Below are 25,432 nucleotides of genomic sequence, written 5' to 3'. Positions count from 1 at the left end.
GATGCATTCGGTGCGACCACAGAGAATGCAGCAGCATATGCATTCCTGTATGTATGGTCTGAGACAGATTCACCGAGTGTGGCTGTTGCGACCGGTTCTGATGACTGGCTGATGGTATATGTCAACGGATCCTTGCAGTATACGATAGACGAAGTGGCATATCCGACAGGCCGCGGTTGCACAATCGGCAGTGAGTATCAGGGAATCCCGCTCAGTGCCGGCTTGAACAGCGTTCTGTTCAAGGTTGTCAATGGTGGAACTGGCTTTGCTCTTTCGAGTCAGTTCATTGACAGTGGAGCTTACGGAACCACTGGCTTCGGCGGATACAATCCGTATGCAGCCACAGGACTTGGCTACTCGCTAAATCCGTAATCCCGTAAGTAGAACAACATAAATCGTACGGATTAACTGACCGCACGAACACTGAGGTGGAGCGTAATGCTCCACCTCTTTTTATTTATGTCATGCTCTGTGTGCTTATTCGTGCATAGACAGCAATTTGACATCCGAATATTTTCATGATTATACTTCAGGTATCAGTTCAACAACAAAGGCATCCCCTCTGATGAAAAAATCTTCGGATATCCATATGCGATTACTGATATGTATTATTCTGGTTTTTATAACCATTGCTGCATATTGCCGAGTCATGAGTTTTGGCTATGTCAACTATGATGATAATGAATATATAATCCATAACCGTCATATTCATGATGGGCTTACGCAAGAGAGCGTTGTCTGGGCATTCACAACCTCGCGTGCGGTGAATTGGCATCCCCTTACATGGATATCATACATGCTGGATGTTCAATTCTATGGCAATCATTCTTGGGGATATCATCTGACAAACTTGCTGTTCCATCTGGCCAATACACTCCTGCTGTTTTTACTGTTATTGCGCATGACAGGGAATTTATGGGCAAGCGCCTTTGTGGCGGCAGCATTTGCCGTACACCCGCTTCACGTGGAATCTGTGGCGTGGGTATCCGAACGCAAAGATGTCCTGAGCACATTTTTCTGGATGCTTACGATGTGGGCGTATGTGACGTATGTCAACAAGCCGGCTTTTAGACGTTATCTGATAATGTTGGTCTGGTTTGCGTTGGGATTAATGTCAAAGCCGATGTTGGTAACGCTGCCGTTTGTGCTACTGCTGCTGGATCACTGGCCACTTGAGAGGTGTGCAGGTGCAGGCAAGCAGTCCACATGGCGGCATCTCGTGTTTGAAAAGCTACCGATGTTTGTGATGGCCGCGGCTTCGTGTGTAATCACAGTAATGGTGCAGAAAAGTGGCGGTGCCGTGCAGCTGTTGCAGGATTATCCATTTGGTGTACGTCTTGCGAACGCTGTGGTGTCATACACAGCATATATAACAAAAATGCTGTGGCCGACAAAACTATGTATTCTCTATCCGCATCCCGAGACTTCACTACCCCTCTGGCATGTATTAATATCCACAGCACTGCTGGTTGTACTGACATCGTCAGCACTGCTGGCTGCACGCAGACGGCCGTATATTACGATGGGTTGGCTTTGGTATGTAGTCACGCTTATCCCGGTGATCGGGTTGGTTCAAGTGGGCCAGCAGGCTATGGCAGACAGGTATACTTATGTGCCATTGATAGGTTTGTTCATAATCATAGCTTGGGGGATCCCGGATATGACGAAGCGGTTTAAGGCAAAAATTTTGCGCTATGTGCCTGCTGTAGGCGCGAGCATCATCATATTGATATTGATCATAATGACATATTTCCAGACTGGCTGCTGGCGAAGTGAGATGGCTCTTTTTAAACAAGCCATGTCCGCCACCTCCGGGCATTGCGTAATAAGGTGTTGTATTGCCGGAACGTTGTTGGATCAAGGGAAGCCGAAACAAGCCATCGACCAACTGAAGACGGCAATTAAAATGAATCCAAGCTTTGCACGGGGTCATAATGCGCTGGGGTTCATATATCTAAAACAAGGGAAGCTTGACGCGGCTATTAAGGAATTGAATCGCGCATTGAAGATCAATCCTGACTTCCCACTGGCGCACAGTAATATAGGGAGCGCTTATGCCACACTGGGCAAGACCGACGAGGCGATCCGTCACTTTAAAAAAGCGATCAAGATGAAGCCGAACTATTCCGATACGCATTATAGCCTGGCTAATGTACTCGTGGAGCAGGGTATGATTGACGAGGGCATAGCGGAGTATCGGCAGGCGCTGAGATATAATCCGGACATGGCGAAGGCGCATTGCAAGTTGGCGAGTGTGCTGATAACACTTGGCAGAGTCGATGAAGCAGAGCTGCATTTGAGGCTGGCACAGTTGAATGACCCGAAGATGGCGGATGCTTATTTTTACCTTGGGTGCCTAATGCAGAAGCAGGGTAATATTCAGGGAGCCCTTGAGCAGATTACAGAAGTTATAAAGCTTGATCCGAATTTCGGACCGGCTCATAATGCAATGGCAGTGTTGCTTTTTCAATGCCGTGATTTTGATGGGGCGCGCAAAGAAGTAGAAATAACAAAATCACTTGGTTGTCCGGTCAGTCCTCGATTGGAGCAGGCATTGTCTCAACACTAAGCAATTTACGCTAAGTAAATAGCACGTCTTGATCTTGATCGCGTATATTCAGAACACATGTCTCTAGCCCGCATTACTTAGTTTCATAGTGAGGCTGCTGCGGATATCCGATCGGAATCTTGCTAAACAGCTTGCGACATGTTATACTCATCGTGTGAACTTGGGCCTTTCGCGAGCAGCGGAGGGTCTTTTCTTTAGCGAGACGACAGAAACTGATATGTTCGACAACTTTCGAGCCGATTGGCAAGCCGTATTTCGCAATGATCCTGCCGCGCGTAACTCGTGGGAGGTGCTCACTTACGCCGGTCTGCACGCCATATTCTGGCATCGGATCGCGAATTTTCTGTGGCGCCACAAGCTCAAGTTTGCAGCACGTCTGGTCTCGCAGATGAACAGGTTTATCACAGGTATCGAGATACATCCCGGTGCGACCATCGCCAGAGGTTTCTTTATCGACCATGGCATGGGTGTGGTTATTGGCGAGACGGCGGACGTGGGTGAGAACTGTCTGCTATATCATGGCGTGACTCTCGGCGGCGTCAGCCTTGAGAAGAAAAAGCGCCATCCAACTCTGGGCAACAATGTTGTCATCGGCGCCGGAGCAAAGGTTTTGGGAGCAATTACGCTTGGTGATAATGTACAGGTCGGTGCAAACGCAGTCGTGGTTAAGGATGTGCCTGCCAATTCGGTCGTTGTCGGTATTCCAGGACGTGTAGTGATGCAGGATGGGGTCCGTGTGCCACTTACTCATGGCCGTGATCTTGACCCTGTGATGGATATAATCAAAAATATGATGCTCAGGATAGAGGAGCTTGAAGAGAAATCTCAAAAAGTCGACAAGGGAGATGAAGATGACCCTGCAGCTTTATAATACGGCAACCCGGAAAAAAGAAGAGTTTGCGCCAATCGAGCCCGGCAAAGTAAGGTTGTATACCTGCGGGCCCACCGTATATAACTATGCACACATCGGCAATCTCAGAACGTACATATTTAATGATATACTACGCCGCACTCTTGAGTATGACGGCTATGAAGTCAAGCATGTAATGAATATCACTGATGTCGGCCATCTGACTTCGGATGAGGATATGGGTGAAGACAAGATGGAGAAAGAGGCACGCAAGACCGGCAGGGACCCATGGCAAATAGCCCGCTTCTACGAGGATCAGTTTTTCAAAGACATCGAAGCGCTTAATATCGAGGCTCCTGTGGTGAGGTGTCGTGCGACCGAGCATGTGCCGGAAATGATCACCCTAGTTGAAAAGCTTCTGGAGCGCGATCATGCATATGAGACTGCTCAGGCTGTCTATTTCGATGTGTCCACATTTCCGGATTATACCAAGTTCACCGGACAGTCACTCGAAGAGAAGGTAATTGGTGCACGCGAAGAGGTTCAGGAAGACCCGGAGAAGCGTAATCCGGCCGATTTTGCAATATGGTTCAAGGCAGTCGGCCGGTTTGAAAACCACATTATGAGATGGGACTCGCCGTGGGGAGTCGGTTTTCCGGGCTGGCATATTGAGTGCTCAGCTATGTCTATGAAGTATCTAGGCGAGACGCTGGATATACACACAGGCGGCGAAGATGCCATTTGGGTGCATCATCCGAATGAAATAGCGCAGAGTGAAGCTGCCACGGGCAAGCAGTTTGTGCGATATTGGATGCATGGCACGTTCCTGATTGTCGGCGATCTAACCAAGCGGGCAGGCGAGGAAGACACCGAAGAGCGCAGAATGGGTAAAAGTGAAGGTAACTTTTTGCGCATCCAGACGTTAATAGATAAGGGTTATGATCCGCTTGCCTACAGGCTTATGGCATTTTCGGCCCATTATCGCAGCAAGTTGAAGTTCACATGGGATGCTTTGGATGCGGCGGCTTCTGGTTATCAGAACCTGAAAGACTTTGTTGCGCGCGCGAAGCAGATCGGCGGTGAAGAGCAGCCATGGGTGGCTGAGCATAGAGACAAGTTCAGGCAGGCCATTACGGACGATCTGAACATGCCTCAGGCGATGGCAGCGGTCAACGAGCTGATTCGTGAAGCCGAGAAGCGCAGTCAGTATGGTGTGCTGGATGCTCTGTATGATTTTGATCGCGTGCTTGGGCTCAAGCTGCGCGAGGCAGCCGAGCAGGCGACCAGTGTGGATTCCGATATCGAGGCGCTGATAAAGGAGCGAGAGCAGGCACGTGCATCCAAAAACTGGGCACGAGCAGACGAGATCAGAAAGCAGTTGAGTGAGCAGGGGATTGTCCTGGAGGATACCCCTGGCGGGACTCTGTGGCACAAAACGGATTAAGTGCAGATATAAGTTATTAGGGGATGGAGCAAAATATCTCCGTCATCCATTTTGAAAGGGCTGAAGTTGAAATTCGGGGCGAGTCGTAAGGCGATTGTGATCGCGCTTATAATAGTGATTCCAATAGCGGCGGCGCTCGTAAAGACGCTGTCATTTGGCGCCGCTGGCCGCATCTGCAAGGGAGTCACCATATCGAACGTAAGCGTATCCGGTTTCAGCCGTTCCCGGGCTGAAAGAGTTATGCGTGCCTGGGCTGCCAAGCGGGCAGACCGAAGGATTACCCTCACGGCATTAGATTCACGCTGGGTCGGCTCGGTTGCCGATTTCGGCGCTCATATCAAGTGGAAAGAATCGGTCGACCAGGCGATGGCCGTCGGGCGAAAGGGCAATATTATAGGCCGCATGATCTGCGTTCTGAACCCGACCAGCACTGGCAAGGCCATAGATGTGCAGGTTGCGCTCGATCATAATGAAATAGAAAAGACAATCGCCAAGGTTGCCAGATCGGTCAACAGGCCGCACAAGGACGCCAAGATAAAAGTCGTATCAGGCCGCCTGGAAGTCGATCAGGACAGTGTAGGCATCAAACTTGACGAGGACCGAGCCGCAAAGGTCATCTCGAATGCTTTGAGGACGGATGCAATGGTGGTGACGCTTCCGGTCATCTCCGATAAGCCGGACGTGACTGCAGAAGATGCTCGTGGCATCGACACTCTGCTTGCACGGTTTACCACGCCGTTCAATCCGGGCAAGGTCGACCGCACTCATAACCTCACGTTGGCTGCCAGATCGATCAACGGCATAATACTGAAGCCGGGCGAGGAATTTTCTTATAACGACGCAGTCGGTCCCAGGGTGCTGGGCAGAGGTTTCAGGAACGCTCCAATTTTTGTGAAGGGCAAGCTCGAGCCAGGGGTTGGCGGAGGTATCTGCCAGGTTTCAACGACGTTGTATAACACTGTGCTGCTCGCCGGTCTGCACATCATCGAGCGCCATCCGCATTCGCGGACGGTTCCTTATGTAGGTGCGGGGCGTGATGCCACAGTAGCCTATGGCCTGCGCGATTTCAGGTTTACCAATTCCAACGCCTCACCCATTTGCATTTTGACGAGTATCAGCCGGGGTAATGTAGCAGTTGACCTGTACGGCGCTTCGCAGGAAAAAAAGGACGTAAAGATATATACCGGTCCTGTGAGATATTCGCCTCCCAAGCCTGCCGAGACTGTGACCGATGCCACTCTTGCTTCCGGCGTTCACAAAGTCATAGATAAGGGCGCGAGAGGTGTAAGGGTAACGGTGTACAGGAAAATTAGCCAACCTGACGGAGCCGATTTGACGGAGGTCGTCTCGAATGACCGCTATCCGCCGCAGGCCAAGATAATAGCTGTGGGTCCGACACAAGCAGGCACAAATATGACTCAGGCAAAGCCTGTCGGTGTGGCGAATGATGTTTCTGTGTCTAAGCAAACCGAATCCAATTTATAAACAACAGCGCAAGCTATTTACAACTTGCAGCCGCATTCTGTATAATAGTCTCCAGATGCTCCTGGGCGGTTAGATCAGGGGGAGATCGCTTCGTTGACACCGAAGAGGCCACTGGTTCAAATCCAGTACCGCCCACCACTTCAATTTTCCCCCTAGAGTTTTATTTTCGGAGCCGATACATGTCAAATCCTCACAGGCTAAGCCGATTACAGAGGTTTCTTTTACGAAACCACGATCTCCTTCCGACCTCTGATCTTGCATCTTTCTTGGGCGTAGATACACAAGTGGTCCATGGATGGATGCAGGCGCTGGGACTTCCATCAACATGTCCACTTGATAAAGAGCGTGCATTTCCGCTGATAGTTCGCCGCAACCATGACCTCCTAACGCATTCCTCCATCGCTCGGCTCCTGGGCATGACTCAGTCAGATTACGAAAAAGCTGTGCAGGAGATGGACTTTCTCGCGGTAAAAGTGGGCGCGAAACCCGAAGTAATCGATGATCTGAGCATTGATGATTTCGACAAAACTGCATCTGCGTCTTTCAAGGATTATGCATCCGATCTCTTTAGCGATAGTGATGAATGGGAAAGACCGTTCAGTTTTCTTGCTGAGTTTAGTCAACCGGAACAGCATGATTCGATTATTGATGAAAGCACTCTTTATCCGCAGTTGAGAATGATGTACAGCTACACAGCCTCGCATGGCGACTTTCTGTTGACCGGTGAGGATTTTTACAGTGAAGGGATATTGAGCAGGCTCAAAAACAGAGGCGTGAATGCAGGTTGGCTGCCTTTGCTGCTGCGCGATATTGCGCCGAGCAAAATTTTCAGCGAGTTCGGTCAGGGTCATCAGGTCAGGATAGAGAACCTGCGTGCACAGGTGGCAAAAGCTCGCAAATACGGCATCCAACTGTATGCCTACATAAACGAACCCAGGTTTATGCCCGGCGAATTTTTCGATAAGTATCCCGAGGCCAAGGGCATGGAATCGACGGATCACCCCGGTCACTTCGGTATGTGCACATCTTCAGATATGGTCAGGCAGTGGATAGGAGAGGCTGCCGGATTTTTATTTTCTCAAGTTCCTGATCTTGGAGGCGTGATTATTATCAGCGCCTCCGAGAACCGCACCAACTGTTTTTCTCATCTTTCCGATCATACATGTCCTGCCTGCATGAGACGCGGCATAGCAAATGTGCTTGCAGACATGGCCAATATCGTAATGGAGGTTGCCGAGTCGGTCGGGTCAAGGGCGCGGGTAATCCAGTGGCTGTGGGGATGGGACTTCATAATGGATGTTGAGAGTGTCAAAGATTCGCTTGTGTCTTTGCATCCTAAGGTCGAGGTAATGGTGGATTGGGCCAGGCACACTCAAATCAATATTCATGGCGTTCAGGTCGGGCTTATTGAATACACCATAGGGCATATGTCTCCATCCAAATTTGCCCGTGACATAATCAATGCAGCTCGCATGCAGGGCAGGGCAGTGCATGCAAAGTGTTCAATTGTCAGCACTGTCGAGTCCAATGCTCTGCCGTATATGCCTGTCATGACCAACATAGACCAACTTCTTAACGAAATACGCAGTCTGGGTGTGGACGGTATGCTGGGCTGTTGGATATTCGGGGCATATCCCGGCAGGAATATGGAAATGCTTGCGCATCAGGGTGAGCAGAACGCTGCAGAGGCCATGGCGATTAAGTATTATGGTTCCGGTGCAGATGAGGCCATTGCCGCCTGGCGATCATTTGGCGAGGGTATGCGCAGGCTGCCGCATACGCTTGGCGTGCTCTATCACAGCGCACTCATTCCCGGACCAGGTCTGCGGTTTTCTATGGAGCCGGAGAGTTGGCGGCACGGCATGGGTGCAATGGCTTCTGAGCGCATAGATGAGATTACCGAGCCTTTTGGTCCTGAGATCGTAATTATGGCATTTAGAGAGGCTACGCAGTTGTTTGCCGAAGGGATTGGTCATTTAGAAGAGGCTGTTGCCAAGTCCGAACTACGATTTCGCACGGAAAATGAGAAAGACCTTGGAATTTGCACAGCATATATGATACATTTAATTACTGCTGCAAGCTATACAGAATTTGTTATAATAAGAAATAGGCTCATCAGTGAGCCCCAAAACAGGGTATTGCGATCACGGCTAATTGACCTGCTTAAGGATGAGCTGGTCAATTCGCGAAAGATGCTGGGTCTGTGTTCGCGCGACTCCAGGATCGGCTATGAGGGCGCAATAGGATATTTCTATACCCCGGTTGAGATTATAGAAAAGATGTACGACATAGCAGTCACCCTGAATGTATTGGAAGGTAAGGAATTATGAGAAAGAAGTATGTATTAGTTGGCACGGGTGGTCGTGCTCTGCAAATGTATGCGAAGCCTATTGCATCCACATACGCGGATTGTGCTCAGATGGTGGGCGTATGTGATATAAATCCACTTCGCGCAGAAGCGCTAAAACATCTTTCCAGCCTTGATTGCCCTTCATATCAGAATTTTGATCAGATGCTGGTAGAGACAAAGCCTGATGCAGCGATTATTACGACTGTGGACAGGTATCATGATGAGTATGCCGTCAAATGCCTAAATAGTGGCATTGACGTGATACTCGAAAAGCCAATGGCGATAAACGCCGAAAAGTGCAAGGCGATTCTGGACGCTGAAAAGAAGAGTGGCAAGAAGGTCATCGTAACTTTTAATTACAGATTTACTCCTTATGTAACTGCCATCAAGCAGGCCATAAAGGACGGCGCGATAGGTAAAATTCTGAATGTTGATTTTGAGTATATACTCGATACAAAACACGGAGCGGATTATTTTCGCAGGTGGCATCGCAAGAAAGAGAATTCGGGTGGACTGCTTGTTCACAAGTCGACTCATCATTTTGACCTGATAAATTGGTGGATCGATGATGAGCCTGCTGAGGTAATGGCATTCGGCACCCGCAGGTTTTACACAAGTGACAAGCAGCCGCATGGTGAGCGCTGCATGACATGCAATTGTAACGGGACATGCGAGTTTTATCTGGATATAAAAGAGGATCCTGTTAATGATGAATTATATTTCCGATGCGAGTCTGCTGACGGCTATCACAGAGACGGCTGCATATTTTCCGATGATATAGACATCGAGGATACCATGAGTGTCAATGTTCGTTATGCTGGCGGTGTGATGTTAAGTTATTCTTTGATTGCGCACAGTCCGTATGAGGGTTTCAAGGCCAGCATCAATGGCACTGATGGTCGTCTTGAGCTTGCTGAGTATCACAGTGGCGAAAGGGCGAGTGAGAGCGCATACATATTTGACGTATATGATCGTCAAGGCTGCAAGACAAGCCACCATATTCTCAAGTCCAGTGGCGGACATGGCGGCGGTGATGAAAAGCTGCGCAGGATGATATTCCGGGGTGACTTGCCCGATCCTCTGGGTCATATGGCAAGTACCTATTCTGGGGCTATATCAATTCTCATAGGCATAGCGGCCAACAAGTCGATTGCAACGGGCAAAAATGTTCTGATATCCGATATGGTAGACCTGAATAAATATCACGCAGTTCCGGCAAACCGGTAGGGAGATTGTATTTACGATGATGCACTTGGGCAATTTGAGTATTATCGACTGGTCAATAATGATAGTGGCCGTTGTTGCTTTAAGGTTAGTAAGTTTGAGCACCCGTCACTATATGAAGGGTGTATCGGACTTTCTGTCTGCAAACCGGCTGGCCGGCAGATATCTCTTGACGATAGCCCAGAATATGGGTGGAACGGGTGTAATCTCATTCATTGCAATGTTTGAGGTGCTTTACTCAAGAGGACTTTCTCCCGGGTGGTGGAGCGGTTTCCATACTCCGGTTGGATTAATAATACTATTAACCGGCTGGGTATATTACAGGTTCCGCGAGACGCGTGCAATGACGATGGCGCAGTTTTTGGAGATGCGCTATTCAAGGAAGCTGCGTATATTCGCGGGAATATTATGCTGGAGCAGCGGTATAATTAACTTTGGAATTTTCCCTGCTGTGGCAGCCAGGTTTTTTATTTACTTCTGCGGCCTTCCCGATCACTTCCACATTCCCGGCATCGATTTTGCCATTCCGAGCATTGCGCTGGTGATGCTTATTGACCTTGCTTTTGCCATCTCGTTTGTAAACATGGGTGGTCAAATATCGGTGATGGTTACAGATTGTGTACAGGGCATGTTCTGTTCGTTTGCGTTCATCGTTGTGGCGGCGACCATTCTCATTAAAGTAAGCTGGCCTGAGATGATGCAGGCTCTATCGATGGCTCCAAAGGATCAGTCTATGATCAACCCGTTTCACACGAGTGCGGTCAATGACTTCAACATCTGGTATTACCTGATAGCCGTGTTCGGTGGATTTTTCTCGCATTTGTCGTGGCAGGGCGCTCAGGGTTTCAACTGTTCCGCTCGAAATCCGCATGAGCAGAAGATGGGCGGGATCATTGGGGTATGGCGAAACATTCCTCAAGGTATAGCGATCACCACAGCGGCGCTGGCTGCAGTTGCAATAATGCGGCTGCCGCAGTTTGCGGATCAGGCTCACATAGTGAGCGCCACTCTGGCCAAGATACCGAACGAATCCGTGCAAGATCAAATGCGTGTACCGATAGTGATGGCGCATATATTACCTATTGCGGTAAAGGGCCTGCTTGGGACGATATTTTTGTTTTTCTCGTTCACCTGTCATGACACATATATGCACTCCTGGGGATCGATTTTCATTCAGGATATCTATATGCCCATCAAGAACAAGGTCCTGAGTCCTGAGGAGCATATAAAACTTCTGCGCTGGTCAATCCTGGGTGTGGCGGCATTTGCGTTTGTGTTCAGCCTGCTTTATCAGCCGTCCGAGAAGATATTATTTTTCTTTGCGATAACGGGCACGATATGGTTAGGTGGATCGGGTGCGGTAATCATCGGCGGCCTATATTGGCGTCGTGGTACGACTCCAGCGGCATTTTCAGCACTTGTAGTCGGCGCTGTTGTGGGTGTAGGCGGATTGATTCTGCCCAAGGTATATCTTGCTCAAACGGGTCATGCTTTCCCCATTAACAACCAGTGGCTGTGGTTTATGGCCATGATATGTTCCTCCCTGGTCTACGTTACTGTTTCGCTGATTACAGGTCGCAATAAGGAGCCATATAATTTGGAACGGATGCTCCATCGAGGAAATTACAGAGTCCAGGCAGACCATGTAGTTGAGCACGAGCAGCGGAGCCGGTGGTCGATGATAGTTGGAATTACCAAGGAGTTTTCGACGTTTGATAAGGTTCTGGCAATCGTACTTGTCTGTTGGAATATGATGTGGTTTTCATGGTTTGTAATATTCAGCATAATAAACCTGCTGCATCCGGTCAGTGATTCGATGTGGATGTCATATGAATACCTGCGCATAATTATTATCCCCAGCATATTATGCTTGCCGATGACCGTATGGTTCACTGTTGGAGGCATACACGATATCAGGCATTTGTTTGCTGCACTCAAGGCGGAGGTCAGAGACAACAGTGATGATGGCAGTTTTCACGGTTATAAAGATGATCAGGTGTCCGAAGTGGGATTGTCAGCAGATTCAGAATGTACGCTTGAATCATCCCTTACAAAGCAGACAGACGCAGATGGAGGCAGCAATAGTGCATAGTGTATCAGGTGAGCTCTGGGCTGTTGCATTTTTGATGGTATTGCTGGCTGGGAGTGTAATGGCGGCTCCGACCATAAGTTACGACTGTCACCGAGCTTGCGGTCAGATAAAAATTGACGGCAAGATAGATAGCGGGGCTTGGAATAAAGCCCAAACTATCTATTTTGTGCTTCCAGAGACCGACGCCGAGCCGTTGAGCAGGACCGAGGCTAAGGTCTTGTGGGACAATGATTATCTATATGTCTCCTATTGCGCATATGACAAGGATATTTGGAGTATGCGCACTCAGCGCGACTCTGTTACATGCCAGGAAGACTGTCTCGAGTGTTTCATAATGCCGGATATCACGACCAAGGCATACTACAACTTCGAGATAAATGCCCTTGGCACAGTCTATGATGCTTATTCTTTGAGAAGATATGCCGGTGGGTCGGACTGCCATAGATGGTCTGCATGGAACTGTGATGGTCTGCGTGTTGGGATAGACATAGACGGCACGATCAACGATCCGAGCGATATAGACAAGTGCTGGCGGATGGAGATAGCGATTCCGTTTGCCGAATTGCCATCTTTGAAGGACAAAAGACCGAAAGCCGGTGACCAGTGGAAGTTTCTGTTGGCCAGATATGACTATTCAATATATTTGCCGAACGGGGTTGAGTTGAGCAGTTGTTCATCACTGCAGAAAGTAGATTTCCATGATCATACTCAATGGTCATCACTAAAGTTTACTGACTAGAATGATGTTAACCGACTATAAAGTGCCGCCGGATAGGGAGGAGGCGCTTTTTTTTGTGTGTAAATGCACAAGACCCGGCAAACATACTGTGCTTTATGGCACATTTTTTGCGTCATAGCAAAATGTCCAGCTTTTTGTTGGAATAGTGAGCCGGATTCCAAAGTGTTAACAGGTTGTATTCTGACGAGTGGTAATTGAAAAATTATACTCGTAGAATTACCTGTTTTAGCTCTTGAGCTATTGACTTGTGCAAGTAGCCGTGCTATAAATGCATTAGTTACTGTAGCTATGCCACGGATGGACGGGCTGATTTGGGCGATCGGTCTGTAGCTGCTCGTTGTAGCAGCATCATTTCATCGCGTGGCTTTTTAGTATCTGTTGGGGGTGGAGTTTGTTAAGTTTGACTATAGCGACAGTAATGTTGTTGCTAGTGGCGGGTGCTGCATTTGGGCTGCCGGCGGGGGGTCACTCAGTGCCGGAGACATCTGCGTGTATATTGGCTCCCATGGGTATTGCTGCAGTCATAGCGGTTGAGAAGCGGCGCAGGCGACTTGCGAAAATACGCAGTGGTGCGGGAGTTGCGTATTTTGTTGTAAAAAGAACTATTGACATTGGGTTGGCATCAGCGATATTGCTGCTTTCAAGCGCATTATTTGCGATAATAGCCATATTGGTCAGGCTGGACAGTTCCGGTCCGATATTCTTCAGGCGAAGAGTTATCGGCAAGGGCGGCAATAGCTTTGACATGTTCAAGTTTCGGTCCATGGTTGACGGGGCTGAACAGATTCTCGATCGGGACGACGATCTAAAGAGCGAGTATTACATAAACTGTAAACTCAAGCAGGACCCGCGCATCACGAACATCGGCAAGTTCCTGCGTAAAACGAGTCTTGACGAGCTTCCGCAGCTCTTGAACGTGCTGCTGGGGAACATGACCTTTGTGGGTCCGAGGCCGATCCATAATGACGAGGTAGAGAAATACGGGCCGCAAGTTGAGCAGTTCAAGACAGTCACACCCGGCATAACGGGTATTTGGCAGACCTGCGGGCGCAGTGAGACCTCATATGAGGAGCGCGTCCGAATGGACATGCAATATATTGATCAGAGATCGATAATGCTTGACCTTTGGATAATAATATCGACCGTGCCAGCCGTTCTATTGAAACGGGGAGCATGTTGATATAAAACTCTTATTAAAGAAAAGGAGGGGACGACGTGAAGATTTCTAGGCTAATATTACTAGCGGCTGCCCTGATCCTGGCTATAAGTGTTGCCGCGACGGCTAGTGGTCGTTATCAGTTGACATTAGTCAATAATTCCAACTACTATCCGTCATACAACGGGACAATCTGGACAAGTCTAGCACAGTCACAGAATGTAGCTATCGGTCCGGTGTACATCCAGATATACGATACTGTAATGAACACGACCACAAATACAAACATGCTGTGTATCGACTTGTCGGGGACCATCAACTGGGGTACGACGTGGGAAGCGGATATTGTGACCGGCACACCGACTACGGTGATAAACTCGACTGCCTGGGACAGGGTTGTTTACATGGTCCAGCACAACACAGAGTGGACGGACACTAAGACCAGTGATGACTCACCGACTCTGAAGATCCAGAAGTCAGCGATCCAGGTAGCCGTATGGGAAGCTATCAGTGACGGCACATGGGATATCAATAGGGACTTAGGAATGGGCAACTTTGCCTTGGGCAACATCAGCGGCGACTACAGTGGAGCAATCAGGTCAAGTATTGCTTCCACTGCACAGGGCTACTATGATGATGCAGTTGCCAATGCTGTGGATGGTTACGGTTCCACACATTCCTACTATCTGGCTGTCTGTTCAAGTAAGCAGGATCTGATTTTCTTTGTGCCTAACTACTCGCCGCCAGACGTGCCTGAGGTGCCGACGATGCTCCTTGGCTCGATTGGTCTGACTATGATAGGGATCATAAGGCGAAAAGTCACAAAGCATTAGAAAGACACATTTAGTATTTGCTGTGAAAGCGCCGTGCATAAGAGTTGATATGCACGGCGTTTTTTTGTCTGTGGGAACTGATCCATATCTGATAATCGTATTGTGCAAGAGCATGACTGTGCATTCAGGCTCATTGGTATGCGTCCGCAAACTTTCTTGAGATTATACCTATATGGTCGTGGTATAATGTTGAAGAGGTAGACATATGAACTTTTGGTACCTAATCAAAGTTATAAAGGCACGCAAGTGGATCATAGTCGGCATTGTAGCGGTTACTCTTTTGGTAATTGCGGCTGCAGCGCCAAAGCCAAAGGTTGTGTATGAAGGCACGGCTCTGGTGTCGCCTACAGCACAGGTAATGCAGGGTGGCAATACGACCACAGCCAATGATAATGACCGCGTGGCCGCTCCCGATCGGGGTGTCATACTAAGCAATTTGATAATACTAGCTCAAAGCTATGAAGTATATCAGGGTGCACTCGACTTTCTGGCCGATTCGATTGAGGATCAGAAGCAAACGATAACTGAGAGTATGGGTGCTGAAACTGCGAATAAGATGCCGTATAGGCAGGTAACTCGTGTTGAACAGACTCGAGGCAAGCTGCTGCAATTCAAGGACTGGCAGGATATCCTAGAGGTTACTCCGGTACAAAATCCGAGTATAGGTCAAAACGGTACCACCACTGATATAATTCGAGTGGTTGTTAGAATGCCCAATGGCACAGACGCTCCATATTTAGCTAATGCGGTTGCCCAGTCATTTGCGAAATCATATCAGGAAAAGAGCCGCGAGGACGTTCGCAAATACGCAAAGTTTCTCGAGTCCAGCAGGCAGGAGGCGAAGGCCAGCCTACAGAAACTGCATCTCAAAATAGCGGACTATAAGAGTTCTCATAATGTTCTTTCGGTAGATGCCGAAACGCAGTCTTCGATCGGCTCACTGGCAAATCTTGAGGCGGTGCGGGACAATGCTTCTTCTGAAGTCAGGGAAGCCGAAGCGGCTTTGCGCGACATTGACGCTCAACTAAAGGTCCAGCCTCTTGTATCGCAACAGTCTCTACCGTCTGAGATGAACCCCAAGGTGCAAAAGCTTCAGGATGAGCTTGCTCAGGCCGAGTCTGATCTTAGGCTGATTGCGCAACGCTATAAGCCGGCACATGATGTATACAAAGCCGCTCAGGCACGTGTTATATCTTTGAAAGGTCAGATTGCTCGTGAAGGGAGCAGCTACTCTCAGCCTGCAATCAACGAAATACATAAGGAGCTGATGCGCAAGCGTTCTGATGCTCAGTATTCTCTTGCGACTGCCAAGGCGAAACTTGCTTCGACTAATGCGAGTCTTGCCGCTGCGAGAGGCAATGTAGATCGTCTTGCCAAGGCGGAGCCGGAGCTTGCCGAGTTGATGACTGAGTACAATCAGGCTGAGAACACGTTCAAGATGCTCTCGGACAAGTATGATCAGGCGCTTGTGGCGGAAAAGGAATCCACAAGGACTGGTTCAATTATTCCATTTAGTTGGTCTGTGGAGGCTACCGGTCCTTTCAAGCAGGGTCCTTCGCGGAAAGTCCTTGTCGTATATGGTTTCATTCTCTCGCTGGTTCTTGGCATAGTAACGGTTATCTGGCTCGACTCGATAGATACACGCATGCGAAATGCAGCGGATGTCGAGAAGCTGCTTGAGCTGCCTGTGATCGGCTTGACACCCAAACTGACCGGCCGCGACGGCATGCTGCCGAAGCTCACTCATATGTATCCTATTTCGCCAATGGCGGAGTCATATAAGATATTGAGGACCAACATCCTATTTGAGTTGAGGGACTCGCCGTTCAAGACGTTGATGGTTGCGACAGGCCGTCCGGGTCAAGGCGGCACGACGACAATTTGTAATTTGGCCATAGCTCTTGCGCAGATTGGCAAGCGTATAATTTTGATCGATGCCGATATGCGCCGTCCGAGCCTTCACAAGTTCTTTAATGTTCCCAATGAGGCCGGCTTGAGCACTTTGTTACAGGGCAAGGATAATCTGACCGATGCTTTCCAACAGACCGAAGTCGAGAACCTGATAGTGGTCCCGGCGGGTCCGCAGCCTCTGAACCCGTCTGAACTGCTTGGTTCCGACAGGATGCAGGATTTGGTAAAGCGTCTCGAGGAGCACTGCGATCTGGTGCTTTTTGACACTCCCAGCGCGATAGTATTCAGTGATGGGCCGATGCTCGCAAGTTGGGTCGATGCGGTTGTGATGGTAGTATCGGCGAACATGGTTCCTCGTGGGACTGAGACCCAGACTCGCGATCTGCTGCGCAGGGCAAAGGCAAATATTCTCGGTGTGGTAGTCAATCGTTTGGCTCCTGAGAATATCGACAGTTGTTATTTCTATTCACACTATTACGCGAGTTCTGCAATTGTGCCGCCGGATACCGCGCTTGAGTCCGGCAACGGCAAAAAAGACGTGGATGCGCTTCCTGAAGCAACTTCTGCAAAAGTGTCTGGCGAAGGTGGTAGACCTGATAAGCAAGCGGACAGCCAGGAGAATCCTTTCCCGGACTAGGAAGATGCGCGAATATGCAGCAAGTGGTTGATAAAACTGATGGAAAGCACAAACATGGTAGTTTCAGTCTGGTAATCGAGTCGGGACGGACTGAACACCATTACTGGCGCGATCTGTGGTCTTATCGAGAGCTTTTCTTTTTCCTTTCGTGGCGCGATATCTTAGTCCGGTATAAACAGACGGCCATAGGTATTGCATGGAGTATCTTACGTCCTTTTCTGACCATGGTGGTCTGCACAGTGGTGTTTGGCCGTCTTGGGAAGATGCCCTCTAATGGCGTTCCATATCCAATATTGGTTTTTGCTGCTCTGCTGCCCTGGCAGATGTTTGCCGGAGCATTTGCTTCGTGCAGTACAAGTGTTGTAAGCAATGCCCAGCTTATATCCAAGATATATTTTCCTCGCATGATTGTGCCTGCGAGTGCTGTCATAGTAAACCTTGTTGACTTCCTTATATCGTTCGCCATTCTGGTAGTTCTGATGGCATATTACCATTTCATGCCCGATTGGCGTTTTGCATTGCTCCCGCTTTTTACCGTCATGGCAGTTCTTACGGCGTTTGGCGTGGGGTTATGGGTAGCAGCGCTGAATGTGCGTTATAGAGATTTCCAGCATGTAGTGCCGTTTGTGGTGCAGTTTGGTCTTTATGTGTCGCCGGTAGGTTTCAGCAGCAGTGTAGTTCCTGATAAATGGCGCTTACTTTATTCTGTTAACCCAATGGTTGGGGTTATTGATGGTTTTCGGTGGGCGATTTTGGGCGGAAAGTCAGATTTATATATGCCTGGTTTTATTTTGTCGATTGTTCTGGTTGGGCTATTACTTATAGGCGGCATCCGATATTTTAGGAAGACCGAAAAGACCTTTGCGGACATAATTTGAGGATGACAGTTGAGCACAGCAGTAAATATTGAGAACATAGGCAAGAGATACATTATCGGTCATCAAAGGGCATCGGGCACATTGCGCGATGCGGTCACCGACGCCTTTCACAGGATAATATCCAGCCGCAAAAAAGGCTCCATGCTCCCGGCCTCCAAAGAGGAGTTTTGGGCGCTCAAGGACGTATCTTTTGACATAGAGCAGGGTGACCGTGTCGCAATTATCGGGCGCAATGGCGCGGGCAAATCGACCCTGCTCAAGGTGATAAGTCGCATTACAGAGCCGACAACCGGTCGCATAGGCATAAATGGTCGAGTAGCCAGTCTACTGGAGGTGGGCACCGGCTTTCACCCAGAACTCACTGGCCGGGAGAACATCTATCTCAACGGTGCGATCCTGGGCATGACAAAATCAGAGATCAACCGCAAATATGATGAGATCGTAGCGTTTTCTGAGATCGAGAAGTTTATCGACACGCCGGTCAAGCGGTATTCCTCAGGGATGTATGTACGTCTTGCGTTTGCGGTTGCAGCTCATCTGGAGCCTGAGATTCTTGTAATCGATGAAGTGTTGGCGGTTGGCGACGCTCAGTTTCAGAAGAAGTGTTTAGGCAAGATGGGGGATGTTTCTCGTGAAGGCCGCACGATCCTCTTTGTCAGCCACAATATGACCGCCGTGCAGACGCTGTGCAATCGTGCGGTATGGCTTGATGGGGGAGCAGTCAGAACAATTGGTGAGGCCGGCACTGTGGCTTCCAAATATCTTCAGACATCCGTCTCATCGGTTGCAAAGCAGGTTTGGGATGATATGTCCGGTGCTCCCGGAAATGACAAGGTGCGCATCAGGAGTGTGAGTGTCAGGCCGGAGAGCTCCGATTCGGATTGCTCGCTTGTAATAAACAAACCGATTATATTGGAGTTCGAGTATTGGAATAACCAGCCGGGCGCTTATTTGAATCTCAGCCTGCATATTTATAATGAGGACGGCATTATAGTTTTCAACACATTGCCCGAGGACGAGCCAAATTGGCATGGTAAGCCGTTCCCTCGTGGTCTTTTCCGCAGCACATGCATAATTCCAGCGGACCTGTTGAATGACGGCATGCACCGTGTTGAGGCGCTTGTTGTGCAGGATCAGTGTAATGTCATATACAAAGCGCAGGATGTGCTCGTCTTCGATGTGGGTGATGACATAAGCCGAAGAGGCAGTTGGCATGGCAAGTTTCCTGGTGCCGTGAGGCCGCGTATGGAGTGGCATACCGACCTCATCGAGTCTGCGAATTTAGATGTAGACCAACTCAGAGAGCCGCAAATTGATGTTGCCTGAAAAAAAAGAGAAGATAGTCATATGGGGCGCTTCCGGGCATGCGATGGTTATTGCAGACATCGTGCGCCTGTGCGGCTGCTATGAATTGGTTGGTTTCCTGGATGATTATAATCCGGCTCGTGCTGGTGAGATTATGTGCGGTGCGCATGTTCTGGGCGGCAGGGAGCAACTGGAGGGCCTGCATGCGCAGTCGGTAAAGTTTATCGCATTTGGGTTCGGTAATTGCTCTGCCAAGGCCGGTGCTGCCGATATTGCTCGCGAAAAGGGCTTTGAGCTTGCGACACTGATTCACCCGAGTGCAATAATAGCGCAGGAGACCCATATTGGGGCAGGTGCGGTCATATGCGCGGGCGCAGTGATAGGTCCATCGTGCAATATTGGCGAGAGTGTGATAATAAACACCTCGGCAAGTGTCGATCATGAATGCACGGTCGGTGATTGCACGCACATATGCCCAGGAGTTCATATCGCCGGGCGTGTAAGTGTTGGGAATTCGTCCTGGATAGGAATAGGTACATCTGTTGCCGACGGTGTAACAATTGGTGAGCGTACGTTGATAGGCGCGGGCTCGGTAGTGGTGAAGAATATCGGTTCGGGTGTAGTAGCATATGGTGTTCCTGCGCGGGCAGTGCGCAAGTGCGAGGAGAGTTTTTGATGATATCGAATGAAGCATCAGTTGATTTAGCGATCTTTAGTGGAAAACCTGCGTTCTCGAAAACGCTGCATGTCGGTCGGCCCAATGTAGGCAATCGCGATCAACTGATGGCTAGAATAAACGATCTGTTGGACAGACGATGGCTCACAAACAATGGCAAATATGTTCAGGAGTTTGAGTCGCGCATTGCCGATATGCTAGGCGCACGTCACTGCATAGCAATGTGCAATGCGACTGTTGCGCTCGAGATAGCGATACGTGCATTAGGACTGACAGGCGAGGTCATAGTTCCGTCGTTTACCTTTATCGCCACTGCTCATGCGCTGCAGTGGCAGGAGATAACGCCGGTTTTTTGCGATATCGATCCAGCGACCCACTGCATCGATCCAAATTGCGTGGAGCGTATGATTACGCCAAGGACCAGCGGTATTATAGGCGTGCATCTATGGGGGCGGCCATGCGACACTGCGACTCTGCAGGCAATTGCCGATGAGCATCATATCAAGCTGATGTTTGATGCGGCTCATGCTCTGGCCTGTTCGCATGATGGTCGGATGATAGGCAACTTTGGTGAGTGCGAAGTATTCAGTTTCCATGCCACCAAATTCTTCAACACACTCGAAGGCGGTGCAGTCGTTACAAACAATGACGATCTGGCGGCCAAAATCCGACTGATGAAGAACTTCGGGTTTGCAGGTTATGACAATGTGATCTACATCGGCACAAACGGCAAGATGAACGAAGTCTGTGCGGCGATGGGACTGACTTCGCTGGAAAGCCTGGACGAGTTCATTGCCGTGAACCGCTCGAACTACGAGTGTTACAAGCGCGAGTTGGATGCAGTCCCTGGTATAAGTGTTATCGATTATGGCGACACCGAGCGGAGAAATTATCAGTATATGGTGTTGGAGGTCGACGAGGACGCTGCGACCATCAGCAGAGACCTGCTGCTGAATGTATTGCATGCGGAGAATATAATAGCCAGGAGATATTTCTATCCCGGCTGCCACAGAATGGAGCCATATCGGTCTTACTTCCCGCATGCCGGTTTCCTGCTGCCTGAGACTGAGAAACTCTCCGAGAGGGTCTTGTCGCTGCCGACGGGAACAGCCGTGGGGACAGACGAGATAAAACAAATTTGCCGTATAATCAGGACTGCTGTTGCAAACGGGCGTCAAATAACCGAGCGGCTATCTTCGGGTGAAAGCGGCGCTTCAAGATAATGAAACTCAGTGTTTGCATGATAACATACAACCACGAGAAGTTCATTGCGCAGGCAATCGAGAGCGTCCTGACGCAAGAGACCGACTTCGATTATGAGCTTATAATCGGAGAAGACTGTTCGACCGACGGCACGCGCGAAATAGTCCGCAATTATCAGAGCCGCTGCCCCGATATTATCCATCCGCTGCTGCCGGAGCATAACATAGGTATGCTTCCCAACCTGGTTGCCACTCTTCATGCTTGCAAGGGAGAATATGTCGCGCTGCTTGAGGGAGATGACTATTGGACCTCGCCGAGTAAGCTGCAAAAGCAGGTCGATTTGATGGAAGCTGCTCCGACGTGTTCGATATGCTGGCACCCGATGAAATGTTTTGTTGAGGGATCGGATGTCGAGCATGATTTTCCGGTATATCCACCGGATTCGTTGTATGGAGTCACAGCCAGAGATGTTATGACGTTGGACGATCTGCTTGTCTATAACTTCCTGGGCACTTGCACGGTTGTTTTTCGCAATGGCTTTCTCGATGAGATACCGTCATGGTTTTATGATATAGGTGTTGGTGACTGGTCAGTGCACATACTCAATGCAATGCATGGTGATATCAGGAGAGTCGACGAGATCATGGCGGACCACCGTATACATCCCGGCGGGGTGCATGGGCCTCTGTCGGCGCGCAAGAAGTACATATCTGGGATGAGCGATCACCTCAAGATGCGCAACTGTCTTCCTCGGCGTTATACAAAACAGCTCAACCGCGGCATATCGGCATATTGCCATCTCCTTTCCGGCGAATATGAGCGTAGTGGAGATATCCGGCAGGCCAGGAGATATGCATTGGCCGAGTTATGGGTTTCGCGCGGTCATCATGGTCAGTTTGCACATGCTTTGGAACACTCACTGCGTTTATCTTTCCCGTTCGGCTATGATTTAGCTCGCGCATGCAAGCGTATTTTTACACATAAGCGGGACAAGCATTACTGAGGTCTATTACTATGAGCGTAACAATTGATATTGTTGTGGTCACTCGCAATAGACCTGAGATGATAGCACGGTGTTTGGCTTCGCTCGCCGAGCATGTGCCTGAGCAGTCAAGGGTGGTGGTAGTCGATGCTTCAGACGGCAGTCAGACCAGAGAGATTACAGCCAATTATCCGAATGTGGAGTATGTATACTTCGATAATGGCTGCGACCAGCGTCCCCAGGCGAAAAACATTGGGGCTGCCCGATGTGATGCAGATGTCATTGCGTTTCTTGACGATGACTCAGTAGTCCATGCCGGTTGGATGGATGCTTTAGCCGCAGTGTATTGCGATGATACTATCGGCTGTGTTGGTGGAGGCATAGAGGAACCGGGCACCGAATGGAACCCGAACGAGCCGGTTGGCCGGGTTTTGCCCAATGGTGATTTGTCTCAAAACTTCGCCACAACCCACAAAGAGCTGATTGATGTCGATCATGTCAAAGGCTGCAACATGTCCTTCAGGCGAGAAGTGTTCGAGCAATTGTGCGGTTTTGACCCTGGTTACACCGGCGATAACATCCGAGAGGAGACAGACATCTGCGTGGGTGTGTTGCGCTTGGGCAAGAGAGTTGTTTTTTGTCCTTGGGCGGTGGTTACACACATGAGGGCTCCACGGGAAACAGTCACCAGGGATCTGGCCGATCCGCGAAAAATATTTTATGGCGCCAGAAACCACGTCTATTTTCTGCTCAAGTACTATAGAAAAGATAGGCTCAAGCTGCGCACATCTTATCTGACCGCCGTATGGCGTCAGGTAAGATGGCTTCGGCCAAACTCCAGTTTTTTGCCGAGAGTATGGCTCATCCTGGTCACAATAGCCGGCAACATATCGGGCACGTTTGCCGCACTGACATCGCGGCGTGCATGGGCGGCATGGAGAATGGGGAAGGTGACCTCGTGAAAGTATTGCACCTGACGCCCATCTATGCGCCTTCCTACAGCGGTTCGGCTCTGCATTTCCAGAGGCTCTCAGAGACTCTGGCAAGCCGGGGTCATGAAGTGAGCGTCATTACAGCCAACGCGCTCGATTACAGGGCATTTTGGGTCAAGAGCCTGCCGGTGAACAATCTTGCTGCCAAGGAAGTTATCAATGGTGTGCAAGTAAAGCGGCTGCCTGTCTGTCGCAGGCATTCTTCAAAAAGCTACTGGCGTCTGGTTCATTATTCTTGGAAATACAGATTGCCCGGCAGCGACTGGCTGCGTACCTGGTATGACGGTCCCATACTTCGTGGCATAGGCGAAGCGGCTCGCGGCGATTTCGATATAGTATGTGCCGGTCTCACTCCCTCTATGATGGTGGTATACGGGCGCAGGATTGCGGACAAACTCGGTGTGCCTTATGTTGTTATTCCTGGGTTGCATACAGACAATCCATTTAATACTGAGCGTGCGAACATAGCGCGAATTTTGAGGTCAGCAGACCATGTTTGCCCCAGCACTACGTTTGAGCGCGATGTGCTTATATCCGATTTTGCCATCGATCCAGACAAGATCAGCGTCGCAGGATGTGGTGTAAACCCGACGGATTTCGACAATGCAGACGGCCTGCGTTTCCGTTCAAAACATGGCATACCTGCGGATGCTCCGATAGTGTTGTTTGTTGGAGCGGAAGTGGCTCATAAAGGTCTGCTGGTGCTTGTCGAAGCTATGCGGGCAGTATGGTCTGAGTATCCAGAGGCGTTTCTTGTTATAGCGGGAGTGCGCTCATCGGCCAGTGAACAATTGAACAGGATTTTGACTGAAGATAAGAGTTTGGCTCAAAGGGTCATCAGGTGCAGTTCATTTGACGATTCGGAAAAGGCAGACATATTTGACGCCTGCGATGTGTTTGCAATGCCTTCGTGGTCAGAGTCATTTGGGATAGTCTATCTTGAGGCTTGGATGCGTTCAAAGCCTGTCATAGGCTGTCGTGGTGGTGCGGTGGAGACTGTCATATCGCATAACCAGGACGGCATTCTTGTTGATCCAAAAAACAGCAGCGACCTTACGCAAGCTCTGCTTAAGCTGCTTGGTGACGCTAATCTGCGCGCAAGATTGGGTGCCAACGGCAAAAAGAAGACCATCGAGTATCACACATGGGATAAAGTAACAGACCGCCTGCAGGAGGCATATCGGTCTTTGGGTGTGAAATGAGCGTATCGATTATCATTGTCAGCTACAATACAAAAGATTTGTTAAAAGACTGTCTAAACTCGCTTATAGCGTCCCAGACGGGCGATTACGACATTTGGATAGTTGACAACGCCTCCACGGATGGCAGCGCGGATATGGTCGAATCAGATTATCCAAATGTAAATCTTATAAGGTCGACCAAGAACCTGGGTTTCGGAAGAGCCAATAATCTGGCGGCGCTTAAGTCTGATGCGGATTATATAATGCTCCTGAACCCGGATACGGTACTTACATGTGACCTGCTCGGTCCTATGGTGAGATATTTGGAGGAGCATCCTGAAGTAGGTGTAGTCGGTCCCAAGGTGCTCTGGCCGGATGGTGACATCCAGCTTTCATGCGAGTTGTTCCCGACGATAAAGTATGAACTGGCCTGGCAGGTCCGTTCCACTTTTCTGGATAAACTCTTTAAGCCTGACCGTCTGATCGAGCATGTGCGTATGCAGGACTGCAATCACGATGTCTCGATGCCTGTGCAGTTTTTATGGGCGACATGCTGGCTTGTTCGGCGGCAGGTAATTGACGAGACCGGTCTCTTTGATGAGACGTTCAGGCTCTATGATGAGGATTTGGACTTTTGCGCCAGGCTTGCCCGCACCCAATGGCAGGCTCATTATCTGCCTTCCGTGAGTTTGATTCATATAGGGGGCATGAGCAGCACTTCGCTCGGTAAGGCGATCATGATGCGCAAGGGGCGCAGCCTGTATTATAGAATTCACAGGGGCATTTTCTATGCTCTGGCTTACAAATTGTTGATGTTCGGGTCCGGTATGCTCAAGATGACTAGGCATGCATTGCTGGGGCTGGTAAGTCATGAACACTGGAGCAGGGCCAAGACTCACTTCCATTTGGCAATACGGCGGTAGGA

At 49.5% G+C, this 25,432-nt stretch carries 20 protein-coding genes and 1 tRNA gene; all 21 read left to right on the top strand.

Annotated elements, in window-relative coordinates:
* On the top strand, positions 1-372 hold a 372-nt coding region (locus LLG46_14535), incomplete at its 5' end, for a hypothetical protein (GenBank protein ID MCE5324514.1).
* Between the two features lie 217 nt (positions 373-589).
* Positions 590-2,569 (top strand): tetratricopeptide repeat protein, encoded by a 1,980-nt coding sequence (locus tag LLG46_14530; GenBank protein ID MCE5324513.1) that lies wholly within the window; start codon positions 590-592, stop codon positions 2,567-2,569.
* Between the two features lie 217 nt (positions 2,570-2,786).
* Complete coding sequence (cysE, locus tag LLG46_14525; protein ID MCE5324512.1) at positions 2,787-3,440, top strand: serine O-acetyltransferase; 654 nt, start codon at positions 2,787-2,789, stop codon at positions 3,438-3,440.
* Entirely contained in the window at positions 3,421-4,863 is a 1,443-nt protein-coding gene (gene cysS, locus LLG46_14520) for a cysteine--tRNA ligase (protein MCE5324511.1), read from the top strand. The genes cysE and cysS overlap by 20 nt, the downstream gene beginning before the upstream one ends.
* A gap of 66 nt (positions 4,864-4,929) precedes the next feature.
* Positions 4,930-6,348: a VanW family protein gene (locus LLG46_14515; protein MCE5324510.1), complete on the top strand. Its 1,419-nt coding sequence runs from the start codon at positions 4,930-4,932 to the stop codon at positions 6,346-6,348.
* A 63-nt stretch (positions 6,349-6,411) separates the two neighbouring features.
* Positions 6,412-6,486 (top strand) — tRNA-Val (locus LLG46_14510).
* Between the two features lie 41 nt (positions 6,487-6,527).
* Entirely contained in the window at positions 6,528-8,678 is a 2,151-nt protein-coding gene (locus tag LLG46_14505) for a hypothetical protein (protein ID MCE5324509.1), read from the top strand.
* The gene (locus tag LLG46_14500; GenBank protein MCE5324508.1) at positions 8,675-9,925 is read left to right on the top strand and encodes a Gfo/Idh/MocA family oxidoreductase; all 1,251 of its coding nucleotides are present in this window, start codon (positions 8,675-8,677) and stop codon (positions 9,923-9,925) included. Before LLG46_14505 ends, LLG46_14500 begins: the two co-directional genes overlap by 4 nt.
* A 16-nt stretch (positions 9,926-9,941) precedes the next feature.
* Positions 9,942-12,014, top strand: a complete 2,073-nt coding sequence (locus tag LLG46_14495) for a sodium:solute symporter (protein ID MCE5324507.1) — start codon at positions 9,942-9,944, stop codon at positions 12,012-12,014.
* Complete coding sequence (locus tag LLG46_14490) at positions 12,007-12,753, top strand: carbohydrate-binding family 9-like protein (protein MCE5324506.1); 747 nt, start codon at positions 12,007-12,009, stop codon at positions 12,751-12,753. Before LLG46_14495 ends, LLG46_14490 begins: the two co-directional genes overlap by 8 nt.
* A 400-nt stretch (positions 12,754-13,153) precedes the next feature.
* Positions 13,154-13,933 carry a sugar transferase gene (locus LLG46_14485; protein MCE5324505.1) on the top strand — a complete coding sequence of 260 codons (780 nt, stop codon included), beginning with the start codon at positions 13,154-13,156 and terminating at the stop codon, positions 13,931-13,933.
* 35 nt (positions 13,934-13,968) lie between these two features.
* Positions 13,969-14,742 (top strand): hypothetical protein, encoded by a 774-nt coding sequence (locus LLG46_14480; protein ID MCE5324504.1) that lies wholly within the window; start codon positions 13,969-13,971, stop codon positions 14,740-14,742.
* Between the two features lie 205 nt (positions 14,743-14,947).
* Positions 14,948-17,290, top strand: a complete 2,343-nt coding sequence (locus LLG46_14475; protein ID MCE5324503.1) for a polysaccharide biosynthesis tyrosine autokinase — start codon at positions 14,948-14,950, stop codon at positions 17,288-17,290.
* A 14-nt stretch (positions 17,291-17,304) separates the two neighbouring features.
* Positions 17,305-18,168 carry an ABC transporter permease gene (locus tag LLG46_14470; GenBank protein ID MCE5324502.1) on the top strand — a complete coding sequence of 288 codons (864 nt, stop codon included), beginning with the start codon at positions 17,305-17,307 and terminating at the stop codon, positions 18,166-18,168.
* 9 nt (positions 18,169-18,177) lie between these two features.
* The gene (locus tag LLG46_14465; GenBank protein ID MCE5324501.1) at positions 18,178-19,494 is read left to right on the top strand and encodes an ABC transporter ATP-binding protein; all 1,317 of its coding nucleotides are present in this window, start codon (positions 18,178-18,180) and stop codon (positions 19,492-19,494) included.
* Positions 19,484-20,149 (top strand): acetyltransferase, encoded by a 666-nt coding sequence (locus LLG46_14460; protein ID MCE5324500.1) that lies wholly within the window; start codon positions 19,484-19,486, stop codon positions 20,147-20,149. The genes LLG46_14465 and LLG46_14460 overlap by 11 nt, the downstream gene beginning before the upstream one ends.
* Entirely contained in the window at positions 20,149-21,372 is a 1,224-nt protein-coding gene (locus LLG46_14455; GenBank protein ID MCE5324499.1) for a DegT/DnrJ/EryC1/StrS family aminotransferase, read from the top strand. Before LLG46_14460 ends, LLG46_14455 begins: the two co-directional genes overlap by 1 nt.
* Positions 21,372-22,355 carry a glycosyltransferase gene (locus LLG46_14450; GenBank protein ID MCE5324498.1) on the top strand — a complete coding sequence of 328 codons (984 nt, stop codon included), beginning with the start codon at positions 21,372-21,374 and terminating at the stop codon, positions 22,353-22,355. The genes LLG46_14455 and LLG46_14450 overlap by 1 nt, the downstream gene beginning before the upstream one ends.
* An 11-nt stretch (positions 22,356-22,366) precedes the next feature.
* Complete coding sequence (locus LLG46_14445) at positions 22,367-23,296, top strand: glycosyltransferase (GenBank protein MCE5324497.1); 930 nt, start codon at positions 22,367-22,369, stop codon at positions 23,294-23,296.
* Entirely contained in the window at positions 23,293-24,528 is a 1,236-nt protein-coding gene (locus LLG46_14440; protein ID MCE5324496.1) for a glycosyltransferase family 4 protein, read from the top strand. Before LLG46_14445 ends, LLG46_14440 begins: the two co-directional genes overlap by 4 nt.
* On the top strand, positions 24,525-25,430 hold the full coding sequence (locus LLG46_14435) for a glycosyltransferase family 2 protein (protein MCE5324495.1): 906 nt from the start codon (positions 24,525-24,527) through the stop codon (positions 25,428-25,430). Before LLG46_14440 ends, LLG46_14435 begins: the two co-directional genes overlap by 4 nt.
* Positions 25,431-25,432: the final 2 nt, after the last annotated feature.

This window comes from bacterium (assembly GCA_021371935.1).
In the GTDB taxonomy this organism is placed as follows: Bacteria; Armatimonadota; UBA5829; order UBA5829; family UBA5829; genus UBA5829.
Note: the sequence above shows the minus strand (reverse complement) of the source record. Positions and strands in the feature narration are given on the sequence as shown.

Coding starts and splice junctions, on each gene's coding strand:
- cysE (MCE5324512.1), top strand. CDS start 2,787: ATGTTCGACAACTTTCGAGCCGATTGGCAAGCCGTATTTCGCAATGAT.
- LLG46_14505 (MCE5324509.1), top strand. CDS start 6,528: ATGTCAAATCCTCACAGGCTAAGCCGATTACAGAGGTTTCTTTTACGA.
- cysS (MCE5324511.1), top strand. CDS start 3,421: ATGACCCTGCAGCTTTATAATACGGCAACCCGGAAAAAAGAAGAGTTT.
- LLG46_14445 (MCE5324497.1), top strand. CDS start 22,367: ATGAGCGTAACAATTGATATTGTTGTGGTCACTCGCAATAGACCTGAG.
- LLG46_14450 (MCE5324498.1), top strand. CDS start 21,372: ATGAAACTCAGTGTTTGCATGATAACATACAACCACGAGAAGTTCATT.
- LLG46_14470 (MCE5324502.1), top strand. CDS start 17,305: ATGCAGCAAGTGGTTGATAAAACTGATGGAAAGCACAAACATGGTAGT.
- LLG46_14435 (MCE5324495.1), top strand. CDS start 24,525: ATGAGCGTATCGATTATCATTGTCAGCTACAATACAAAAGATTTGTTA.
- LLG46_14475 (MCE5324503.1), top strand. CDS start 14,948: ATGAACTTTTGGTACCTAATCAAAGTTATAAAGGCACGCAAGTGGATC.
- LLG46_14500 (MCE5324508.1), top strand. CDS start 8,675: ATGAGAAAGAAGTATGTATTAGTTGGCACGGGTGGTCGTGCTCTGCAA.
- LLG46_14530 (MCE5324513.1), top strand. CDS start 590: ATGCGATTACTGATATGTATTATTCTGGTTTTTATAACCATTGCTGCA.
- LLG46_14460 (MCE5324500.1), top strand. CDS start 19,484: ATGTTGCCTGAAAAAAAAGAGAAGATAGTCATATGGGGCGCTTCCGGG.
- LLG46_14495 (MCE5324507.1), top strand. CDS start 9,942: ATGATGCACTTGGGCAATTTGAGTATTATCGACTGGTCAATAATGATA.
- LLG46_14455 (MCE5324499.1), top strand. CDS start 20,149: ATGATATCGAATGAAGCATCAGTTGATTTAGCGATCTTTAGTGGAAAA.